The 18,528-nt window shown below is 40.6% G+C and carries 20 protein-coding genes and 1 pseudogene; 5 read left to right on the forward strand and 16 right to left on the reverse strand.

Going from position 1 to position 18,528, the window contains the following annotated elements; genetic code table 11:
- Positions 1 to 91: 91 nt before the first annotated feature.
- The 6 genes from GD630_RS08940 to GD630_RS08960 all read right to left on the reverse strand — a co-directional run bounded on the left by GD630_RS08940 (position 92) and on the right by GD630_RS08960 (position 5,468).
- Positions 92 to 1,087: a sensor histidine kinase gene (locus GD630_RS08940; RefSeq protein WP_143866375.1), complete on the reverse strand. Its 996-nt coding sequence runs from the start codon at positions 1,085 to 1,087 to the stop codon at positions 92 to 94.
- 13 nt (positions 1,088 to 1,100) lie between these two features.
- A complete protein-coding gene (locus GD630_RS08945; protein ID WP_143866377.1) occupies positions 1,101 to 1,859 on the reverse strand; it encodes a LytR/AlgR family response regulator transcription factor in 759 nt (252 codons plus the stop codon).
- A gap of 119 nt (positions 1,860 to 1,978) precedes the next feature.
- Entirely contained in the window at positions 1,979 to 2,179 is a 201-nt protein-coding gene (locus GD630_RS21310) for a DUF6268 family outer membrane beta-barrel protein (RefSeq protein WP_238482975.1), read from the reverse strand.
- Positions 2,180 to 2,214: 35 nt separating this feature from the next.
- On the reverse strand, positions 2,215 to 2,883 hold the full coding sequence (locus GD630_RS08950; protein ID WP_238482976.1) for a DUF6268 family outer membrane beta-barrel protein: 669 nt from the start codon (positions 2,881 to 2,883) through the stop codon (positions 2,215 to 2,217).
- 173 nt (positions 2,884 to 3,056) lie between these two features.
- Entirely contained in the window at positions 3,057 to 4,769 is a 1,713-nt protein-coding gene (locus GD630_RS08955) for an ATP-binding protein (RefSeq protein ID WP_143866379.1), read from the reverse strand.
- Positions 4,770 to 4,850: 81 nt separating this feature from the next.
- Positions 4,851 to 5,468: an HU family DNA-binding protein gene (locus GD630_RS08960; protein WP_143866381.1), complete on the reverse strand. Its 618-nt coding sequence runs from the start codon at positions 5,466 to 5,468 to the stop codon at positions 4,851 to 4,853.
- A 533-nt stretch (positions 5,469 to 6,001) separates the two neighbouring features.
- Here GD630_RS08960 and GD630_RS08965 point away from each other — a divergent pair.
- Together GD630_RS08965 and GD630_RS08970 are read left to right on the forward strand one after the other, a co-directional pair.
- Positions 6,002 to 6,436, forward strand: a complete 435-nt coding sequence (locus GD630_RS08965; protein ID WP_143866383.1) for a hypothetical protein — start codon at positions 6,002 to 6,004, stop codon at positions 6,434 to 6,436.
- 110 nt (positions 6,437 to 6,546) lie between these two features.
- Entirely contained in the window at positions 6,547 to 6,822 is a 276-nt protein-coding gene (locus GD630_RS08970; protein ID WP_143866385.1) for a putative quinol monooxygenase, read from the forward strand.
- A gap of 66 nt (positions 6,823 to 6,888) precedes the next feature.
- Here the strand turns inward: GD630_RS08970 and GD630_RS08975 are convergent, their stop codons facing one another.
- Complete coding sequence (locus GD630_RS08975; RefSeq protein ID WP_143866387.1) at positions 6,889 to 7,305, reverse strand: pyridoxamine 5'-phosphate oxidase family protein; 417 nt, start codon at positions 7,303 to 7,305, stop codon at positions 6,889 to 6,891.
- An 80-nt stretch (positions 7,306 to 7,385) separates the two neighbouring features.
- Positions 7,386 to 8,210, reverse strand: a complete 825-nt coding sequence (locus tag GD630_RS08980; RefSeq protein ID WP_143866389.1) for a helix-turn-helix domain-containing protein — start codon at positions 8,208 to 8,210, stop codon at positions 7,386 to 7,388.
- 74 nt (positions 8,211 to 8,284) lie between these two features.
- Between GD630_RS08980 and GD630_RS08985 the strand changes: the two genes are divergently transcribed.
- Positions 8,285 to 8,887, forward strand: a complete 603-nt coding sequence (locus tag GD630_RS08985; protein ID WP_143866391.1) for a 3'-5' exonuclease — start codon at positions 8,285 to 8,287, stop codon at positions 8,885 to 8,887.
- Between the two features lie 76 nt (positions 8,888 to 8,963).
- Here GD630_RS08985 and GD630_RS08990 read toward each other — a convergent pair whose 3' ends face one another.
- Positions 8,964 to 10,157 carry an ATP-binding protein gene (locus GD630_RS08990; RefSeq protein WP_143866393.1) on the reverse strand — a complete coding sequence of 398 codons (1,194 nt, stop codon included), beginning with the start codon at positions 10,155 to 10,157 and terminating at the stop codon, positions 8,964 to 8,966.
- A gap of 156 nt (positions 10,158 to 10,313) precedes the next feature.
- On the opposite strand from GD630_RS08990, the pseudogene GD630_RS08995 reads away from it, so the two are divergent.
- A pseudogene (locus tag GD630_RS08995) lies at positions 10,314 to 10,397 on the forward strand (DNA polymerase III subunit epsilon); the annotation flags it as partial.
- Between the two features lie 83 nt (positions 10,398 to 10,480).
- Here GD630_RS08995 and uxuA read toward each other — a convergent pair.
- The 5 genes from uxuA to GD630_RS09020 all read right to left on the reverse strand — a co-directional run bounded on the left by uxuA (position 10,481) and on the right by GD630_RS09020 (position 14,542).
- Complete coding sequence (gene uxuA / locus GD630_RS09000; protein ID WP_007757757.1) at positions 10,481 to 11,650, reverse strand: mannonate dehydratase; 1,170 nt, start codon at positions 11,648 to 11,650, stop codon at positions 10,481 to 10,483.
- Between the two features lie 29 nt (positions 11,651 to 11,679).
- Entirely contained in the window at positions 11,680 to 12,492 is an 813-nt protein-coding gene (locus GD630_RS09005; protein WP_007766118.1) for an SDR family oxidoreductase, read from the reverse strand.
- Between the two features lie 20 nt (positions 12,493 to 12,512).
- On the reverse strand, positions 12,513 to 13,583 hold the full coding sequence (locus GD630_RS09010) for a LacI family DNA-binding transcriptional regulator (protein WP_017142435.1): 1,071 nt from the start codon (positions 13,581 to 13,583) through the stop codon (positions 12,513 to 12,515).
- Between the two features lie 378 nt (positions 13,584 to 13,961).
- Positions 13,962 to 14,249 carry a YtxH domain-containing protein gene (locus GD630_RS09015; protein WP_143866396.1) on the reverse strand — a complete coding sequence of 96 codons (288 nt, stop codon included), beginning with the start codon at positions 14,247 to 14,249 and terminating at the stop codon, positions 13,962 to 13,964.
- 47 nt (positions 14,250 to 14,296) lie between these two features.
- Positions 14,297 to 14,542: a GlsB/YeaQ/YmgE family stress response membrane protein gene (locus GD630_RS09020; protein ID WP_007757769.1), complete on the reverse strand. Its 246-nt coding sequence runs from the start codon at positions 14,540 to 14,542 to the stop codon at positions 14,297 to 14,299.
- 178 nt (positions 14,543 to 14,720) lie between these two features.
- Between GD630_RS09020 and GD630_RS09025 the strand changes: the two genes are divergently transcribed.
- Positions 14,721 to 15,935, forward strand: coding sequence for an MFS transporter (locus tag GD630_RS09025; protein ID WP_022276561.1), 1,215 nt, complete (start codon positions 14,721 to 14,723; stop codon positions 15,933 to 15,935).
- Positions 15,936 to 16,043: 108 nt separating this feature from the next.
- On the opposite strand, the gene GD630_RS09030 is transcribed toward GD630_RS09025, so the two are convergent.
- Entirely contained in the window at positions 16,044 to 16,850 is an 807-nt protein-coding gene (locus tag GD630_RS09030) for a hypothetical protein (RefSeq protein ID WP_143866398.1), read from the reverse strand.
- 191 nt (positions 16,851 to 17,041) lie between these two features.
- A complete protein-coding gene (locus tag GD630_RS09035) occupies positions 17,042 to 18,523 on the reverse strand; it encodes a RagB/SusD family nutrient uptake outer membrane protein (protein WP_143866400.1) in 1,482 nt (493 codons plus the stop codon).
- Positions 18,524 to 18,528 lie beyond the last annotated feature (5 nt).

Below are 18,528 nucleotides of genomic sequence, written 5' to 3' on the forward strand. Positions count from 1 at the left end.
AGTATATAGAATGTAGACAAATTACAGAGAAAGATACCCGAATTACAGATTCCATGTTTTTGTTCTATTGGTAATAAATAGACCTTCTATGTTAGTTCAGATAAGGAATCTTTACTATAAAAGAAGTATCCGAAGATTCGATTTCGATTCGTCGGTTGTAAAGTGCGTATTGGTGCTGTAGATTCCTCAATCCCATACCGTTCCGCACAACACAAGAACGCCGCTGCAGATTGTTAGTTACAACGATGCCATCCGAATCGATGATAATATGTATGGTCAACGGCATTTCGGATGTTGCTATATTATGTTTCAACGCATTTTCCACCAACATCTGTACGCTGACCGGAACAATTTTCCTTTCGTGCCATATCTCGCAATCCACAATTGCGACTCGCAAGGCATCTCCGAAGCGAATACGCTCTAAATAAAGATAAGCATCAACAAAATCCAATTCTTCGCCTACCGAAACCTGAGGTCGGTCGTGTGTCGTGAGCAGATAACGATAAACACCGGACAGTTTCTTGGCGAAACGATTGGTCTTTTCTGCATCTTCATAGGCAAGTGCCGCCAACACATTAAGACTGTTGAACAAAAAATGAGGATTAATCTGATTCTTCAGCGCCTCGAACTGATAAAGCGCTTTTTCTTTCTCCATCACGGCTAACTTGCGCTGTTGTTCGACCTGCCGGCGATTATAAAAAAACAACTCAATGAAAAGCACGATAAGACTATTCCACAGCACAATGGGGAACACACTGCCTTCAATACTGAATGGAAACGAATAAAGCTGTGCAACAATGTAATTGATTGCAACGGCAAGTACTCCTACCAACAATGCAGTCAGTGAGATACTCAAAATTATCCGTATGCCGTTCTGTTCGAAGAATCGTTTCTGGAGCAATTTGGCCACTTGATAATCCGCATACCCGATGAGAATGCAACACGGCAAATTCATAAAAAAATCAACCCATAAACCGGCTGTCCCTGTCCTTTCCGGTGTATGTGCCAAAATAGAAAAGGTATAAATGAAAAGCAGCAACGATGCGGCAATCAGCAGAATGAAAAATAAAATCGTTCTCTTTTTCATAGACTAGACGTGTTTATCGGATATCATCAAGCCATTGTAAGACCCGCCCTACCCGGTCACGGCTGACTACAACTTCGTGGGAACATTCCGTTGAAAAGAAAATCTTCAGACGACCACCGAAATAACGGGAGACCTTTCCAACAGCCCGGATATTAGCGATACAGTTGCGTGCTACCCGAAAGAAGTGCATTTCATCCAATATTGTCTCCAACTGTTCCAATGTATAATCGACAATGTAGCGACGACCGGAGAACAGATATAGAAAAATATATTTATCTTCGCTGTAAAAAAACGCAATATCGGACGTCTCGACATATTGGAACGTATCTCCCGACCGGACAAGAAAGCGGTTCTTCTTACTTCCGGTCATATATGTCGCTTCGAGCCGTTTGAGTTCGGGAGTAGCGGTACGCGGCAACCGATTCCGTTCGAACTTGCAAAGAGCAGTCTCCAACGTCTGCTCTTCTACAGGTTTGAGCAGGTAGTCAATACTGTTTACCTTAAATGCCCGTAGTGCATATTCATCATAAGCGGTAGTGAAAATAACCGGAATATCCACTTCCGTTCGTTCGAAAATCTCAAAACTCAATCCATCGGAGAGCCGAATATCCACAATCATCAGGTCGATACCTCCCGATGTGAGTTGCAGTATAGCCTGTTCAATCCCTGCAGCCCACCCCACCAATGTATAATCGGGACGCAGACGCTGCATCATTCGTCGGATTTCTTCGTAAGCTAACCGTTCATCCTCTATGATAATATATTTCGTCATTGTATTTTAGCTTATGGTTTTCAAAATTACGATAATTTCTGCAGTTACACGACTTCTGCGATGTAAAACTGTCCGAAGTGCCACAATAAACAGTCATAAAAGAGATGTCGATATCAAACTCAAAAATTCCAATTAAATCCGGTTGTTACACGAAACGATACACCAAAATCGTGTTCGTCTTCACGAAAACTATCGAGAAATCCTCTGAAATCACGATCCGAAATTTTTATCGAGCGTAACCAATTTCCACCTATTCCCCAATAAATATTCGCCTTTGGAGTAATACTGAACGACTGCGACAAGGTCGAGCGTATCATCATTGAGGAATAAATCTTAGACTTTCTGTCGACACGCATCACGGAAGAGATACCATACCATCCATTTCAATAGCAGTCAGTTCCAATTTGAATTTTCGATTCAGCCATTTGGTCACCGCAACTTTCAGTCCGCTCGACATATCCACGCAAAATTCGTATTTACCGGAGGCGCGCCAATTCAAATACCCCATAGGCAGAAGCATCGGTACTCCGAATGAATTGGTCAATCCCGCACCTACACCAATGTCTAGATTATCCCGTAATTTATAGACGAAAATAACGGCCCCATTAGCCAGAATACTGTGCCATGCAATCTGATTCGGAGAGGTATAAACACCGCAACCCAACGAAATGATCAGACTCCATCGTTCAGAAATGGGCCGTAGATGTGATACGTTCAAACTGGCATTCAAAATCCGATCGGGATTCAGTTCGGCTGCTATCCCATTGTTTCGCAGCAAAGCATAGCTACAATCCAGCGTTGCCAACCATGAGAGAAGCTGTCCTCGATCGTTCTGCTTCAAGGAAAAAGGCAACGTGTACCGTCCAGAAAAACGCCACATATCCCCTGAGCCGAATCTATTTCCGGCTTCGTCCCTCAAAAAGGAAGAAGAAATGTATTCATTACTCACATAGCCTTGCCCGAAAAGTAGAGTCGGAATGCAGATACAGACACATAATATGCAAATTGCATTAAATCGTTTCATTTTTCGATTTTTCTGCAAATGTAGCCTGCACACGATTTTGTACCAATACTATTCCGACAGAACGACAATCCAGATGGATAAAATACAAAATAGAATGGATGAATCATTTGTTGTTATCAACCTTCTTGCACTCTACCGCTCCAACTCTCATATTTAATTATACGATAAAAGTCTCATACTTCCCAACATTTCCATCCCTTATTAGCACAAATGTACACCACATATGTCCGTACATTATAATTAGGAAACTTTTTCTTAGTGTCTTCACCGTATCTTTTCACCTGTTCCACGTGCTCGGGAAGAGGATCGGAAAGTGCAAGCATCTTTTCAGCTTCTTTCATACGATAATATTTAAATTCGACCACGCGATCATCCGTATAATAATCCGTACCGGGAATACCGGTCATTTCAAAGTCTGATCGGCCTGCTGAATTATTCTGTTCGATAGCAAAGGTATAACAACTACTTAAATAACGTGACACCAGTTCGTAGAAAGAACACCGGATAAAGTTTTCATTGATCTTATCAAAAACTTGTGCCGGGAATTGTCCCAAATATTGTTCGAAATAATTCTGAACGAGTGGTTCTAAGCTTCGATTGGAATCATAGTGCCGATACACAGGAACATAACGTTGTGCATTGCCTTCTATTTTGTTCAGTTGATTATAGTAGTCCATGTATACACTACGCATCGTCATATTAGGCAATGTGGTCACAAATTTATCCTTCAACGTTGTCATTCCCAAATAGAACAGGCTGATAGGATAAAATTCTTTATCAAAGAACTTCTGCTTATTAAATTTACTGGCAAGATCAGCCACATTATAAGGCAGTTCATCGTCAATTACCAATGCATCCAACATCGCTTTCGCATTATCCAGCGAAAGAGTCAACCGACGAATCCAATGAATGTCAGTACGTAGATTTTCATCTACCAATTCGTCCGGAATACTACCGGCATTGGCTGCAAATTTCTTGAAGAAGTAAGTAAGGATAGTGGCATTGAATAACCGATCTCCATTCGGACGGAAACGATAACCATCATAGTTACTCACTATTAGTTGCCATATTTCGTCAAAGCGATCCTGTCCCGTAGAATACTTATCAAGCACATAACGTAGATATGTTTCAGTTTCTTCGTATGTAAACCCAAGCATATTCAGGAAATTAGGCTCAAGAGTCAATATCTCTGCAATATTATATCCACTGGTCAAATCATCCATAGTGACGGGTAACACACCTGTACAAAAACAAGTACGGATACTACCTTCACCAATACCAGCTTTTATCACCTTGAAGAAAGTGCGCAAAAAACTATCATTCGTGGTCACTTTTTCATAAAGCGGGTCATTGTAAGCTGTAAGCAGTTGATTAGTGAAGTTATCATATTCATCAATCAATATATAAACTTTGGGGAATTCATGAGAACGGGCATAACTTAGTACTTCTTCCAACATTTTAGAAGCGTCTCCCCGAGTGGTAAACTGAAAGTCACCGAACAAATCTCTGTTATGCTCCACCATCACATCTACCGGACCACAGTTCAAATCATTAAAATTTTGAGCCAATCCTTCAATAGTATCCGCCATCACCATTTTTGAAAAATCGTAGCGAATAATCATATAACGGTTATGTTCTTTTGTCGGATGATTACCAATCCAAGTTCCTCCAAACAGTTCGTCAAACCGATTCGCTTTGGTACGATCATAATAACAAGCCAAAGTCGAGACTAATAAACTTTTTCCAAAGCGACGGGGGCGCAGAAATATGGGAGCCTTATAATCCTCAAGCCTGAATATGTATTCTGTCTTATCTACATAATAGTATCCACGCTCACGCAAATCTATGAAATCTGCTACTGCATAAGGAATAGTTATTCTTGCCATAATTAAACTGTTTTTTCTATAGACAAACAAAGGTACAAAATTGTTAGCAATAACAAGAAGAAATCTTTGAATTGATTGTCATTACTCTTGTTGCCAGACATAAAACACGGTTCTTCCAGCTCCACGTTTACGAAGAATCCCTTTCTCAATGAAAGTATTCAAATCATCTATTGCTTTCAGCCGGGAAAGTCCGGTCAGGCGACTATATTCCAATCGGGTAATACCACCATTTTTCTTCAGAAATTCCTGTAAAAGCTGTTGACGTTGCTCCATAGAAAATTCCACTTTTTGAGAAGAATGTTTGGATTTGTCCACACGTTCCAACTCTATCTCACGCTTAATCTTCCTTTTGAACTCTTTGGAAGTACGCAAATGCACGTTATCAAAACAGATTGATTCGGCACGAATCTCCCGTTTAGCCATTACTTTATGCGTACATTTCAAAGAGATGCTGAAATGCCCGAGTTCGCCAAGTTCTACAACATATCCTTCTGATAAAGCTTCGGCAAGTTCATCGATCACAATTCCTACCACTGCATCTATCACATTATAATTAAATGTTTGGGAAGAGTGAGACACATGTTCCAGAAACTCTTTTTTCGAGTAGGTTCCGCTTGGGACAATGCGGGCATGAAGAGGTTGTTGTTCTCCTGTATTCTGAACGTCCGGTGTCTCATATAAATCATACTTTGCACTCATAAGTATCTTCGTTTTATTAGGTTTATGTATTTATACTCCTTTTGACTAACATTTAATCTCTTCAATACGAGGATTTAGTCCTAACTATACATAAAATTAATCGTCTGACTATAGTTACTTTTTCGTCTGACTATAGTTAGACGAAAATTAAACTACAGTCAGACGAAAAGTACACTATAGTCAGACGATTAATCTATCGCATACAAAGGTATAACTTTATGCGATACAACCATTAAGTTTTAAGCAAAAACATGGTTAGTAATAGAGATATTATTTATCTTTGCTTGAACTAACAGTTGAGGCTTATGGGAAATAAGCCTTTCATATCTGGTGTTGCGGCATCGGGTGATTTAAAAGCAACAACAATGAGAAAATCTTCTTCCTCTCTAAATAGACTCCGAAAAAAATGCAAAGATTACTTAGTCTCTGTACTCATATTCATTTTATTTCTATGTCTGCTGATACTCTTCAGATGCAAATCTCGTAACGGACGTATAAGAGAATATCGAGAGAAAATAAAAACAGCGAAAGTTATGTCGGAAATACGGGCTATTGAATCGAATAAACACCCTGTATATACCTTTCAGGGAAAAGATAAGACGCTCGAACTTCCTATGGAAATTACTGATAAAGGAAAATTTGTATCTGTCATAGTGAACGGTAGTAAAACCAGTTTTCAACTATCAGATGAAGATAGTGAATTCACTGTCTCTCCGCAAGGTGTATTAGCATGGCATGAAGCGGGAGTACTGACAACCGAAGAAATAGGCGGAGAAGAAACCATAAGGCAACTAAAGGAGAATGCAGTAAACGACAGTCTCACTGTGCATCTGTTTAATATTCGAATCGGCAATTGTGTACTGCCGGAAGTTAATGTCAGAATCACTCAGACACAAGAATTTCCTTATCTCATGGGGATAAAGGCTTGGAATATGTTATTATCGTCTTTGCCGTCAGACAAAGAGTAGTAAATTTTGAAGAACAAACAATTAGGAAATACACAAAAATGTTATCTTTGCCCGTGATTTATTCACAAGAACGTGATAAAGTAAATTCTAACTATTTAATAAAAAAAACTATGATCAGATTAAATGTTTTTGTTCGTGTAAACGAATCCAACCGCGAAGAAGCGATAAAAGCAGCAAAAGAACTGACTGCCTGCTCTTTAAAAGAAGAAGGATGTATTGCTTATGATACTTTCGTAAGCAACACGCGTCCTGACGTTTTCATGATTTGCGAAACTTGGCAGAATGCCGAAGTATTAACAGCACACGAAAAATCTCCTCATTTCGCTCAATATGTAGGTATCATTCAGAAATTGGCTGAAATGAAATTGGAAAAATTTGAATTCTAAATGAATTACGAGGCTGTTCGAGAACAGCCTCGTTAAATCCGCTATTCCTTATCTTTCCGAGTAGAATTAGTCGAGTTTCTTATGGATGAATGTTCCTTCAATCCAATAAGTTGCGTGATTCGATTCAAATTTCAACAAGACATAGCCGGGATCAGTGGGGCCACCGGGAAAATGATCGATAAACCAGTCCTGCCAAAGTTCCTGCTTCATCTTTTCGTCAGTTACAACTTCCACTGTCCCCGTTAACGCTACGCTGTCTCCTTTATCCTGAAAACATAATCCCGCTTTCGGATTCGATAAGAAATCAATTGTTTTTAATGAATCTGCTCCGGTAGACATCCAGATAGTGGAAATTCCTTCTGCCAGGATTTTGCTCATCGGTACAGGGCGGGGATAACCTTCTTTATTCACAGAAGCAAGGGTAACTACTTCACATCTCTGCAACAATTCTGTTGCTTTCTCTTTCATTGTTTTTGTGGTCATAAGCTGATTGTTTTTTATTAACCCTGCAAAGGTAACGGCATATCTGCCCATTCTATTGTAAAAAAGCGACTTTTACCTATCTATCTTTGTGGCTCGATATAAGTAAGTGTGGTTTCTTGCGGAACTGTAAGGGAAAGAAAAGACGCAGGAGTATTGCCGGACATCGACTTAATCTCTTTTGAAAAATGCGCTAAATCATAATATCCTGCATCAACCGCCGTAGTCAACAGGTTGGCTGATATCGTGGTTCTCAATAATTCCACAGCATTCTTAAATTTGACAATACGGCTGTATTCTTTAGGAGTAAATCCGGTATAATGCTTGAACTTCCTCTCAAAATGACGCTGACACAAACAGACGTCATCCATCAGGCTGCGAACTGAACGTTTTCCTCCGGAATGATTAATCATGTTCACTGCCATAGCGACGTGCGAATCGGCAGGCTGATAATGGCGAGCCAAATATGCCAGCAAATATTCCTCCACTACTCGTATTCGATCTGCAATATGCTTCTGCTCACACAATCTTTCAATAAAAGTATCATCAAAAACAGCCTTCATCTCATTGGCATTGATTCTACTATTCACAAACTCATGCAGAGGCAGGTTTGTAAAACAAGAGAGCCCGCAAGGTAAAAAACGAACGCCAAACATATGAACCGATTCTGCATAAGTGACGAGTTCCGAATATTTTGTCATAGGTCCTACAAAATAGGAACGATAGGGTTGCATCATCAGACTTCCTTCTTCAACAGCATTAGCCACCTCTCCCAGCGTAAATATAAAATCGGTACAACCATCCGGCAGAATATGGATGCGCATACCATAATCCGGATTACCCTTAAACTCCCAATAGTTATCAATATAGGGAACAAGTAAATGAGAAGGCTGATATTCTGTATACATGGATATATTTTGCAAACAAATATAGAGAGAATAAATTCTAATTCATACATTTGTATCTCAAAATAAAAAAATAAATGAGGAATTTTGCAGCTATCGACTTTGAAACAGCCAACGGCAAACGTACTAGCGTATGCAGTGTTGGTGTTGTCATTGTAAAGGAAGGAAAGATTATAAACAAAATCTATCGTTTGATTCGTCCTGCCCCCAACTACTATACCCAATGGACGACAGCTGTCCACGGACTCACGTACGATGACACGATAGAAGCGGATGATTTTCCAGAAGTATGGGCGGAAATCAAACCGCTGATAGACGGTCTGCCACTTGTAGCTCACAACAGTCCTTTTGATGAGGGTTGCCTCCGTGCGGTTCATGAACTATATGGAATGACTTATCCTCCATATAAATTCTATTGCACCTGCCGCACTTCAAGAAAAGTGTTTGGAAAAGAACTCCCGAATCATCAATTACACACAGTAGCCGCCCGGTGCGGATATGACCTGACCAACCATCACCACGCATTGGCAGACGCTGAAGCTTGCGCACAAATAGCTTTGCTTATCATTCCCGAACCGAAAAAAGCAAGAAAAGCAAAGAAAGCCGATAAAGATACATATGTGGGAGATTTATTCGCTCCACTCATTCCCCAACCGATAAAAAAAAACAAAATCGAGTAGGAGGAAAACGAGAGACCTACCCGATGACAGGTAAGTCTCTTTCTTTTTTTTGAATGGGCAAATTTTTGTTATACGCCTACTTGAAGAGTAAATTCAAATCCATTGATAGGAACTCTTCAAAGGATAAGCCTCCGGAACCGACCACAAAGGCCCTATACGGATGGTAAGCTTTTTCAAATTTAGGCAAGCCATTGTTGGTGGTTCGTCTTCCGCTTTTAACCTCGATGGCGATTGTCTTGCCTCTTCTATGAAGTACAAAGTCAACTTCGTCGTGGCTATCACGCCAGTAATAAGCCTTGTAATCACAAATCTGTGCCTGACTTACAATATAGGCACCAACTGCTGATTCTACATAACGCCCCCAAGCTTTAGGATCTTCAGCCATTTCCGTGAAGTCCTTATCAGCATACACGTTGCGCAAAGCGTTGTTATGGACTTGAAATTTAGGAATTGAGTTGTATTTGCGAGCATCGTCTTCAGCATATTTCTGTAAACCACACAGCAAACCACATTCATCCAAAAGATGGAGGTAACCAGCCAGCGTAGTGACATTGCCTACATCTTGAAGCTGAGCGGCCACTTTGGTAAGAGACAGTAGCTCGCCACTATAACTACTACCGAGTTCAAACAGTTGGCGGAGTAGTTGTGGCTTCATGATTTTTGTATCCATCAGCACATCCTTCGAGATGGATGGTTCAACCAAAGAGTCTTTGACGTAGTTTCGCCAACGACGCTCATCGGTGATATAAGATGCTGCGCCCGGATACCCACCAAAATAGACATATTGATAGAGATTCCAACCGAAGCATTCTCTCATTTCAGGGAAAGTCCAATGTGTCAACCGAATTAGCTCATATCTGCCGGCCAATGATTCGGTGAGTCCCTTTTCGATTAACATGCGTGATGCCCCCAATAATACGACTATGAGCTCACGTTTTTCACGGGTATCTCTGTCCCATTCAGCCTTTACAGTCTCGCTCCAGTTGTTTATCTTTTGTATTTCGTCTACCACCAATAGGTGTTTCCCTTCCCCACGTATGTCCATACGCATACGAGCTGTCTGCCATACACCTGCCAGCCAGTCTGCAGATGCACCTACGACATCATCAGCCGAATAACTGTCATAAGGCATATTGCAGACTTCAAGGACTTGACCAATCAATGTGGACTTACCCACTTGGCGTGGCCCAACAATAACCTGCATTTTTCCGCGAGGTTCATTAATGCGTGCCATCACTTCTGAATATTGTTCTCTTTTATATCCCATCATCTATAAAATGTTTATTCACTTGAGCAAAAATGTTCAATCCATTAAATAAAAATGTTCAATCCCTTACAAAGGTAAGGTCTTTCTCTAATAATGAATATTTTTACACGAACAATCCATATGCTTTTTTATCTATTTTATGGCTTAGCCGGAAAATCAATCCATCCTGCTCCCAATTACTATACACAATGGACAACGGCTATTCACGGATTAACTTATGATGATACGATAGAAGCGAAAGAAGGCAAATAAAAAACACTACAACTATTATTTCAGTCAATAATAGCCGTAGTGTTTGATAATAAAGTGCTAACTATGTACTTCGATTAGAGGATAGACTTGGCGATACCCATTTCCAAGCCACGAAGTTCCGCCAATCCGCGAAGGCGGCCTAAGCATGAATATCCAGGATTTGTTTTCTTTTTCAAGTCATCAATCATCTGATGTCCGTGGTCGGGACGCATAGCGATAGAGCATTTACGACGCTGTTGCAAAAGAATAAAAGCCTTCATTACGTTGTACATATCTACGTTTCCTTCCAAGTGGTTGGCTTCGTAGAAGTTGCCTTCCTCATCACGCTGCGTACTGCGCAAGTGTACGAAGTTCACACGGTCGCCAAAACGTTCCATCATACCTGCAAGGTCATTATCGGCACGCACACCGAAAGAGCCTGTACACAAACAAAGACCGTTGGACTCATTAGGTACGGCTTCAATCAGTTTTCTGAAATCTTCTTCCGTACTCAGAATACGCGGCAATCCTAAAATTGTATAAGGAGGATCATCCGGATGAATCACCAGCTTCACTCCCACTTCATCGGCAACAGGGGCAATTTCTTTCAAGAAGAAAATCAAGTTGGAACGAAGTTTTTCTGCATCAATATCATTATAACGGTCCAAAGCTTCCTGGAACTGTTCCACTGTGAAACTTTCTTCCGAACCGGGCAATCCGGCAATCATATTGCGAACCAGCAGTTTCTTATCATCCTCGCTCATTTGCTCGAAACGGGCTTTAGCCTTAGCTATTTCTTCCGGAGTGTAGTCTTTTTCCGCATTCGGACGTTTCAAGATGAAAAGATCGAAAGCTATGAAAGCCGCCTTTTCAAAACGGAGTGCTTTAGAGCCGTCCGGCATTGTATAGGCAAGGTCCGTACGTGTCCAGTCCAATACAGGCATAAAGTTGTAGGTAACTACCATTACTCCACATTTTGCCAGATTACGGATACTTTCCTTGTAATTCTCAATATACTTCATGAAATCGCCGGTCTGCGTCTTGATATGTTCGTGTACGGGTACACTCTCTACAACAGACCATGTAAGTCCTACTTCTTCAATCATCTGCTTGCGCTTCATGATTTCTTCTACAGTCCATACTTCGCCATTCGGAATATGATGAAGGGCATTTACTATACCGGTAGCGCCTGCTTGCTTAATATCCCATAAGCTCACCGGATCATTAGGACCGTACCAGCGCCAAGTTTGTTCACATAAATACATATTGCTAAATAAAAAATTGAAAGTTAAAATTAGATTGAGAATGCGTCAAATCCACCATCGATAACAGCTACTGTACCTGTTACGAAGTTAGAGGCATCACTAATCAGATAATGAATGGTTCCGTAAAGGTCTTCCGGTTCACCGAAACGATTGAACGGAGTATGCGCAAGAATAGTCTTAGAACGGTCAGTCAGTGAACCATCCGGATTCGTCAACAATGTTCTGTTCTGTTCTGTCAGGAAGAATCCGGGAGCGATAGCGTTTACACGCAGACCATTACCGAATTTCAAAGCCAGTTCACCAGCCATGTATTTGGTGAAGTTAGCGATCGCTGCTTTCGCTGCACCGTAACCTACCACACGGGTCAACGGACGAAGAGCCGATTCAGAACAGAAGTTTACGATAGAACCCTTTTTCTGTTCAACCATGACTTCAGCAAATACCATTGTAGGCAATACTGTACCGAACAGATTCAAATCCACTACTTTCTTGAATGCGTCAATCTGCAAGTCAAAGAATGTCTTGTCCGGTGCGATTGTAGCACCTGCCATATTACCACCGGCAGCATTCAACAAAACATCAATGCGTCCATACGCTTTCATTATTTCCACTTTGTTGCCTTCCAGAACTTCTTTGTCCATTACATCCGTATAAAGGAACATAGCTTCGTTTCCTTCTGCCTTGATACTTTCTACCAATGCTTTTCCAGCTTCTTCACTTCTGTCGAGTACCACTACTTTTGCACCTTCTTTTGCAAGATATGCAGCAATACCTTTACCTAAGATTCCGGCTCCACCGGTAATTACAACTACTTTGCCTTTTACGTTAAATAATTCATTCATGGTTCTAAAAATTTATATGTTTATAGTTTATTGTTCAGATAATACTTCAGATTCTCTCTCAAGAGAATATCAATCGGCATTAAGTTCACCTTTTCCGATTTTTGCTTGAATAACAAATAATTGCATAGCGACTTGATTCCTTCATACCCCTGTCTTTCAGGACGCTGTGCAATCAGTGCAGTAATAACACCTTCGGAGAGTAATTGGGTATTTCTCTCGATAAGGTCGTAACCTACCAGTTTTACCGCTTGCATCTCTCTCGCCTTCAAGTAATTTCCCAAAATGTAGCAGGTGGAGTTGAATATAATAGCCCCTTTTATACCAGGATTTAACTCGAATATTTCATTGAGCTTGGCAAAATTATATACCGAATCACTGATTTTCAATTCCACTTCATGCAACTTTCCGGAGAATCCTACCTCCTTCAGATAATGACAAAATCCATCTCTACGGTTCTTACCCTGATTGGAATCGTTCTTACCACTATGAACAATCCGTGCCATCAAAATATCTGAGGTGGGCGAAAGCCGATCCGTCAGCAATCGGGCTGCAATGACTCCCGCATCGTATGATTCCGTACCGAAATAAGCCAATTGATGTTGCCCTTCAATATTAGAATCGACATAAACATAAGGAATCTCGTTTCTGTCCAACTCCTGCGAAAGACGAATCACAGAATCAGTAAACAATGTGGCTATTAACACCCCATCCACCTTCTCATCCAATAAATTACGGGTGATATCATCAAAAGTTTTGTTGTTATATTGGTCGAAAAAAAGCTTGGTAATAGTTATATTATATGTTTCCATTTCCGCAGCTACTTTGTCAATACCTTCTGAAATAGCTTCCCAGTATTCTCCTTGAGTAAAAGACGGAATAATGGCAACAAAATGATACTGTTTTTTAGAGGCTAATGACCGCGCCATAAGATTGGGCTGGTAGTGAACCATCTCTAAAATAGCTTGTACTTTCTTTCTGTTTTCCTCAGATACCCGTCCACGATTATGAATAACCCGGTCTACCGTACCGACAGAGACACCAGCCATTTTAGCGATGTCTACAATACGAATATTTGAGAATTCTTTATCCATATAGTAAGAAGTATCTTGTTTTTCGCTGACAAAAGTAAAATGAATTATTGAATTATGCAATAGTGTGTGCGCACACACTATTACACAGCAAAGAAGATATACCACTAATATTCAAGCATTTAACAAGAAACAAAGAAATACATTCATGTTGTTAAACATAAGAAATACAACAGAATAATTAATAAAAAGTATATTCCAAAGGAAAGAGAAGTATCAAAAAAAGGGAGTTTTACCCTCAGAAAAGACTGATAAGAAAGATGAAACGTGTAAAGTGTGCACGGACACACAACTAATATTCAATTTATACAGACAGCAGTTGCCCATCATAAAAAATTGGTAATCAACTTAAAATGAAGTCGACTACCAATTCTGATTTTTTTATTTTTCCCATTTATCCTTTACCTTACCAGCTACCTTATCAGCTTCCTCCGCTACTTTATTGGCGATGTCAGCTCCGGTTTCCACAGCTTTAACTCCCAAATTCATTGCTTTTTTTTCAGCACAAGCTGCTGCCGCTTCCGCATCACGACCTATACGATGAATCGCATCATAAATGTCATTCTCCAATTGTTTTGCTTTTGCGGTACGTGAGAGGCGATAAGCTACCGCACCTAGAATCGACCCGATTCCGAGTCCAATCCAGAAATTACCATGTCTACATTCCATAATTAAGTTCGTTTTTTAGATTAATAAATTATATAAAATACTACTACTCATCGAGATTTCGAGAACAACGAAGCAATCCATAACACCAGGACAGCACCTACTGTGGAAGTAATCAGACTTCCAATCAATCCGGAAGCCGCAAGACCGAAAAGTGCAAACACCCAACCACCTAACACACCTCCAAGAATACCAAGCAATAGATTTATGATAAGACCAAAACCTCCGCCACGCATTATTTTACCAGCAAGAAATCCAGCCACAATACCAATAATGATATACCAAATAAAGCCCATATAATCCTCCTTTTTTAGGTAACAACAGTAGGTACAAAGAATAGTTCAGCCAATGAAAAATGAATTAACCACAATTTACAATCCTTAGTCTTAAAACTCATATTTCTCTTTACTTTGCAAAAGTTTATGTACCTTTGCGGTCAATTTTTCAGGAACATTTCAATAGATAATAGGTATTATGGTACAAAATCAAGAACAACCCGTAGGGAAAATTACGTTCTCCATTTTAATAGCATTAAGTCTCTCACATTGTCTCAATGACCTTTTACAATCTGTTGTTTCAGCAGCTTATCCGCTATTTAAAGATGATTTAGGACTGAGTTTTGCACAAATCGGTTTTATCACATTGGTCTATCAGCTTTCAGCTTCGGTATTCCAGCCAATTACCGGAATCATTTTCGATAAATATCCCGTTGCATGGTCGCTGCCTATCGGAATGAGTTTCACAATGGTAGGTTTAGTGAACTTAGCATTTTCCAACAATCTCTATTGGATACTATTATCTGTGTTCTTAATCGGAATCGGCTCTTCGGTACTTCATCCGGAAGCTTCCCGTATCACCTTCCTTGCTTCCGGCGGAAAACGCGGACTCGCACAATCACTGTTCCAGGTAGGCGGTAATTTCGGAGGCTCATTAGGGCCGTTATTGGTAGCTTTGCTGGTTGCACCTTATGGACGACAACATCTTTTCATATTTGCATTTGTGGCCGTTGCAGCTATCGTGGTCATGTATCCGATCTGCAAATGGTATAAATCTTATCTGAACCGAATGAAGGCACAAACCGTCAGCGTAAGAAAACCGGTTCTTCTTCCCCTACCTATGGATAAAACTGCTATTTCTATCGGTATCTTATTAATACTGATCTTCTCGAAATACATCTATATGGCAAGTCTGACCAGTTATTATACGTTTTATCTGATTCACAAATTCAATGTTACAGTACAGGAATCACAATTGTATCTATTCATTTTTCTAGTTGCTACTGCCATCGGAACGCTAATCGGAGGTCCCGTCGGTGACCGTATCGGTCGTAAGTATGTAATTTGGGCTTCTATTCTGGGAGCCGCCCCATTCAGTTTACTCATGCCGCACGCCAATCTGATGTGGACTGTTATTCTTAGTTTCTGCGTGGGATTAATGCTTTCTTCCGCTTTTCCGGCTATATTACTTTATGCACAGGAATTGCTTCCGACCAAGCTCGGACTGATATCAGGTCTGTTCTTTGGATTTGCTTTCGGAGTGGCCGGTGTAGCCTCTGCCGTTCTCGGTAATTTAGCAGATAAAACGAGCATTGAATACGTATATAATATTTGTGCTTATATGCCGCTATTGGGATTAGTAACCTTCTTTCTACCCAATTTGAAGAAAAAGAAAATTGATTGGCAACCATAGTGTTTCTTTAAAATTGTAACAAGCCCAATAAAATGCCCCTCAGAAGTTATAATCCGAACTTTTGAGGGGCACTTTATTTTATAAGATGTGAATCTTTATAGCCGATATTTAACGGCTTAAGCTACCAATACAGACTCGGCGGACAGAAGTCAAACCTAGTTCCGAATACTGTGCTTTATATATTTCCGTCACATCTTCCACCAACCAGCATGGCATAGGTCCCAATGAACGGGTATCCGGTTCCGGCCTTTCGGGAGCAGTTAAGTAAAACTCATGTGTCCTATCTTCATAGTTTACTAAAAATGCAGAATATGATTTTTCACCTATCCGCTTAATTACTTTTTCAAAAGGAGCAGTTATTATTTTAGCACCAGCTGTATTTTCCGCAAGCAATGTCATTTCACCGCCATCTTTAGTGTTATACACAAACCTCACATATCCGGTAGCTTTTAAAAAGCCATCGGCAATGACTTGAGCCTCTAATTCTTCTAATGTCTCTTTGTTTGCATCATTAACATTTTCACCTTCAATCTTCACGTATACGGCATTACTCATAAATCTTTGTACAAATTCCACCACTTTAACTCCAATCTTAACGGTCAACCCATCCGCATCTTTCACTATAAGACTAGTCGTTCCCAGTTTTACGGAAGATATTCTTACCCTATCCTCATCGACCTTCACCGTAGCTATTTGTTCATCTTCTATTTCAGCTGTATAAGGAGCTTTTCCTCCTGTGATTCCGACACTACCGCCACCTACTATGTTTATGGCAGTACTACTAATAGCTTGATCGGGAAAAACGACTTCATCTATCTGATAAAGGAAGAAACGTTCATTATCATCATCACAAGATACGATTCCCAAACCGGAGATGATAACCATCAATATTGTAATTACGTGTTTCGTTTTCATGCGTACTGAGTTTATTTAATATGTATATTCTATTTTTAAGAGATATCTGTTCACAAAGGTACAAATATTCCGCACATAGTATCCCGATAAGACATTTTTTTCAGAATTAATGCAAAAACGACCGGTATGCATCATCGCGACGTATACCGGTCTACAAGTTAAGGTTAAAGTCAAAAAATTAAGAGAGCTATTTATAAGTTAGGATTAGCATTTATTTCTTTTTGCGGAATGGCATACAGATAATAAGTACTATTTGCTGTAAATGGTGTAGCGTCCGGGAAACGGAGGAACCAATGTCCCAATGGATTCCGTTTGGCGAATCCACCTCCTTCTTGCCAACAGTCTACTTCTGTTTTCTGCATTTCTTCTGATAAAGCAGTACGTTCTACAGCTTTCTGAGTGCGGAGTATGTCCGTAATCCCAAAGCCTTCTCCCCAAAGTTCTCGACGACGTTCCATCAAGATTTCATTAATCACATCTTCCTGTGATTTTCCCGCCACATCATAATCCACTACCCCGCGAGCATTGCGCAACGTATTCAAAGGAATCACAGCCTGAGATAATTCCATACCGTCGCGGACATTCGCTTCGGCTTCTATCAGATACATCTCAGCAGCACGCATCAACACCAAATCAGCTGTATCGTCCGCACGCATATGGAACTTTTTATATCCCAGATATCCTTCGCGCATCCACTGAAACAAAGGCAAACGGATGTCACCTTCAACAAAAGTATCTTTCAAATGAGGATCGGCCATGAAACTACTGTAAGCTCCGACGTATGTCGCATCCAAATAGTAAAAATTATAACTCGCATCCGATTGAGAAGGGATTTGAGGAAATCCCCATATCCACTCTTGATTGGAGATATTATTGAATCCCTCATATTCGGCAGTAGTCGTCATCAATGAATAGTCCTTACGAGCAGATGCGGCAGCCTTTGCAGCTTCCTCCCACTGCCCGGTCAGCAAATAGGCACGGGCCAAAAGTCCGTTTACCACAGCCAGATCCGGTTTGAACTTCTGGTTATCACCGCTCCGAACGTAATTCTTCAAATAATCCTGCGCCAAAGCCAAATCCTCGAAAATACGTTGGTAGACTTGAGCTACCGTTGATTTCCCTTTCGGAACGGTAGTGTTATCGCTCGGCTCAGTATAAATAGGTACGCAAGGCGCATCTTTATCTTTCAAATACGTGAACTGATAATGTTGCACCAAGTGCAGATAGCAAAAGGCACGCAGGGCCAACGCTTGCCCTTGAGCCTTCCGGAGTTCTTCCGAATCCCCTTTAATGGAAAGAGCCGTGTTGCAGTTATCTATCGTTTTATACATCAGATACCAGGCAAATTCCGTTCTGCTGTTTGAAGATATAGCAATGTCATCGAACTGATACGAAGAATTGAAACCGTATTTCGGACGGGAAACGACATCACTTGCCATCATGTCATCCAAACACTGAAGCGCACGATAACCGATATTGGCATAAGTACTCGAATAGTCAAACAGATTATACCAGGCACCGTTCACAAGCGCCTCCGCATTTTCGGGCACAGGCACTTTCTCGGAACTCACCGCATCTGTGGGATCTGTATCCAGGAAACTGCTACTGCAACTCGTTGCCAGAAGAAGTCCGGCAATGGCTGCCAAAATAGATTGTATTTTTATTTTTCTCATAATTT

The organism is Bacteroides zhangwenhongii, from assembly GCF_009193325.2.
Classification (GTDB): domain Bacteria; phylum Bacteroidota; class Bacteroidia; order Bacteroidales; family Bacteroidaceae; genus Bacteroides; species Bacteroides zhangwenhongii.

Excerpts from the sequence above, each read along its gene's own strand:
- GD630_RS08985 (WP_143866391.1), top strand. The coding sequence starts at position 8,285 with ATGAGGAATTTTGCAGCTATCGACTTTGAAACAGCCAACGGCAAACGT.
- GD630_RS08955 (WP_143866379.1), bottom strand. The coding sequence starts at position 4,769 with ATGGCAAGAATAACTATTCCTTATGCAGTAGCAGATTTCATAGATTTG.
- uxuA (WP_007757757.1), bottom strand. The coding sequence starts at position 11,650 with ATGTATTTATGTGAACAAACTTGGCGCTGGTACGGTCCTAATGATCCG.
- GD630_RS09010 (WP_017142435.1), bottom strand. The coding sequence starts at position 13,583 with ATGGATAAAGAATTCTCAAATATTCGTATTGTAGACATCGCTAAAATG.
- GD630_RS09030 (WP_143866398.1), bottom strand. The coding sequence starts at position 16,850 with ATGAAAACGAAACACGTAATTACAATATTGATGGTTATCATCTCCGGT.
- GD630_RS21310 (WP_238482975.1), bottom strand. The coding sequence starts at position 2,179 with ATGATGATACGCTCGACCTTGTCGCAGTCGTTCAGTATTACTCCAAAG.
- GD630_RS08960 (WP_143866381.1), bottom strand. The coding sequence starts at position 5,468 with ATGAGTGCAAAGTATGATTTATATGAGACACCGGACGTTCAGAATACA.
- GD630_RS09005 (WP_007766118.1), bottom strand. The coding sequence starts at position 12,492 with ATGAATGAATTATTTAACGTAAAAGGCAAAGTAGTTGTAATTACCGGT.
- GD630_RS09020 (WP_007757769.1), bottom strand. The coding sequence starts at position 14,542 with ATGGGCTTTATTTGGTATATCATTATTGGTATTGTGGCTGGATTTCTT.
- GD630_RS08990 (WP_143866393.1), bottom strand. The coding sequence starts at position 10,157 with ATGATGGGATATAAAAGAGAACAATATTCAGAAGTGATGGCACGCATT.
- GD630_RS08950 (WP_238482976.1), bottom strand. The coding sequence starts at position 2,883 with ATGAAACGATTTAATGCAATTTGCATATTATGTGTCTGTATCTGCATT.
- GD630_RS09015 (WP_143866396.1), bottom strand. The coding sequence starts at position 14,249 with ATGGAATGTAGACATGGTAATTTCTGGATTGGACTCGGAATCGGGTCG.
- GD630_RS08980 (WP_143866389.1), bottom strand. The coding sequence starts at position 8,210 with ATGTATACAGAATATCAGCCTTCTCATTTACTTGTTCCCTATATTGAT.
- GD630_RS08945 (WP_143866377.1), bottom strand. The coding sequence starts at position 1,859 with ATGACGAAATATATTATCATAGAGGATGAACGGTTAGCTTACGAAGAA.
- GD630_RS09035 (WP_143866400.1), bottom strand. The coding sequence starts at position 18,523 with ATGAGAAAAATAAAAATACAATCTATTTTGGCAGCCATTGCCGGACTT.
- GD630_RS08970 (WP_143866385.1), top strand. The coding sequence starts at position 6,547 with ATGATCAGATTAAATGTTTTTGTTCGTGTAAACGAATCCAACCGCGAA.
- GD630_RS08975 (WP_143866387.1), bottom strand. The coding sequence starts at position 7,305 with ATGACCACAAAAACAATGAAAGAGAAAGCAACAGAATTGTTGCAGAGA.
- GD630_RS09025 (WP_022276561.1), top strand. The coding sequence starts at position 14,721 with ATGGTACAAAATCAAGAACAACCCGTAGGGAAAATTACGTTCTCCATT.
- GD630_RS08965 (WP_143866383.1), top strand. The coding sequence starts at position 6,002 with ATGTCGGAAATACGGGCTATTGAATCGAATAAACACCCTGTATATACC.
- GD630_RS08940 (WP_143866375.1), bottom strand. The coding sequence starts at position 1,087 with ATGAAAAAGAGAACGATTTTATTTTTCATTCTGCTGATTGCCGCATCG.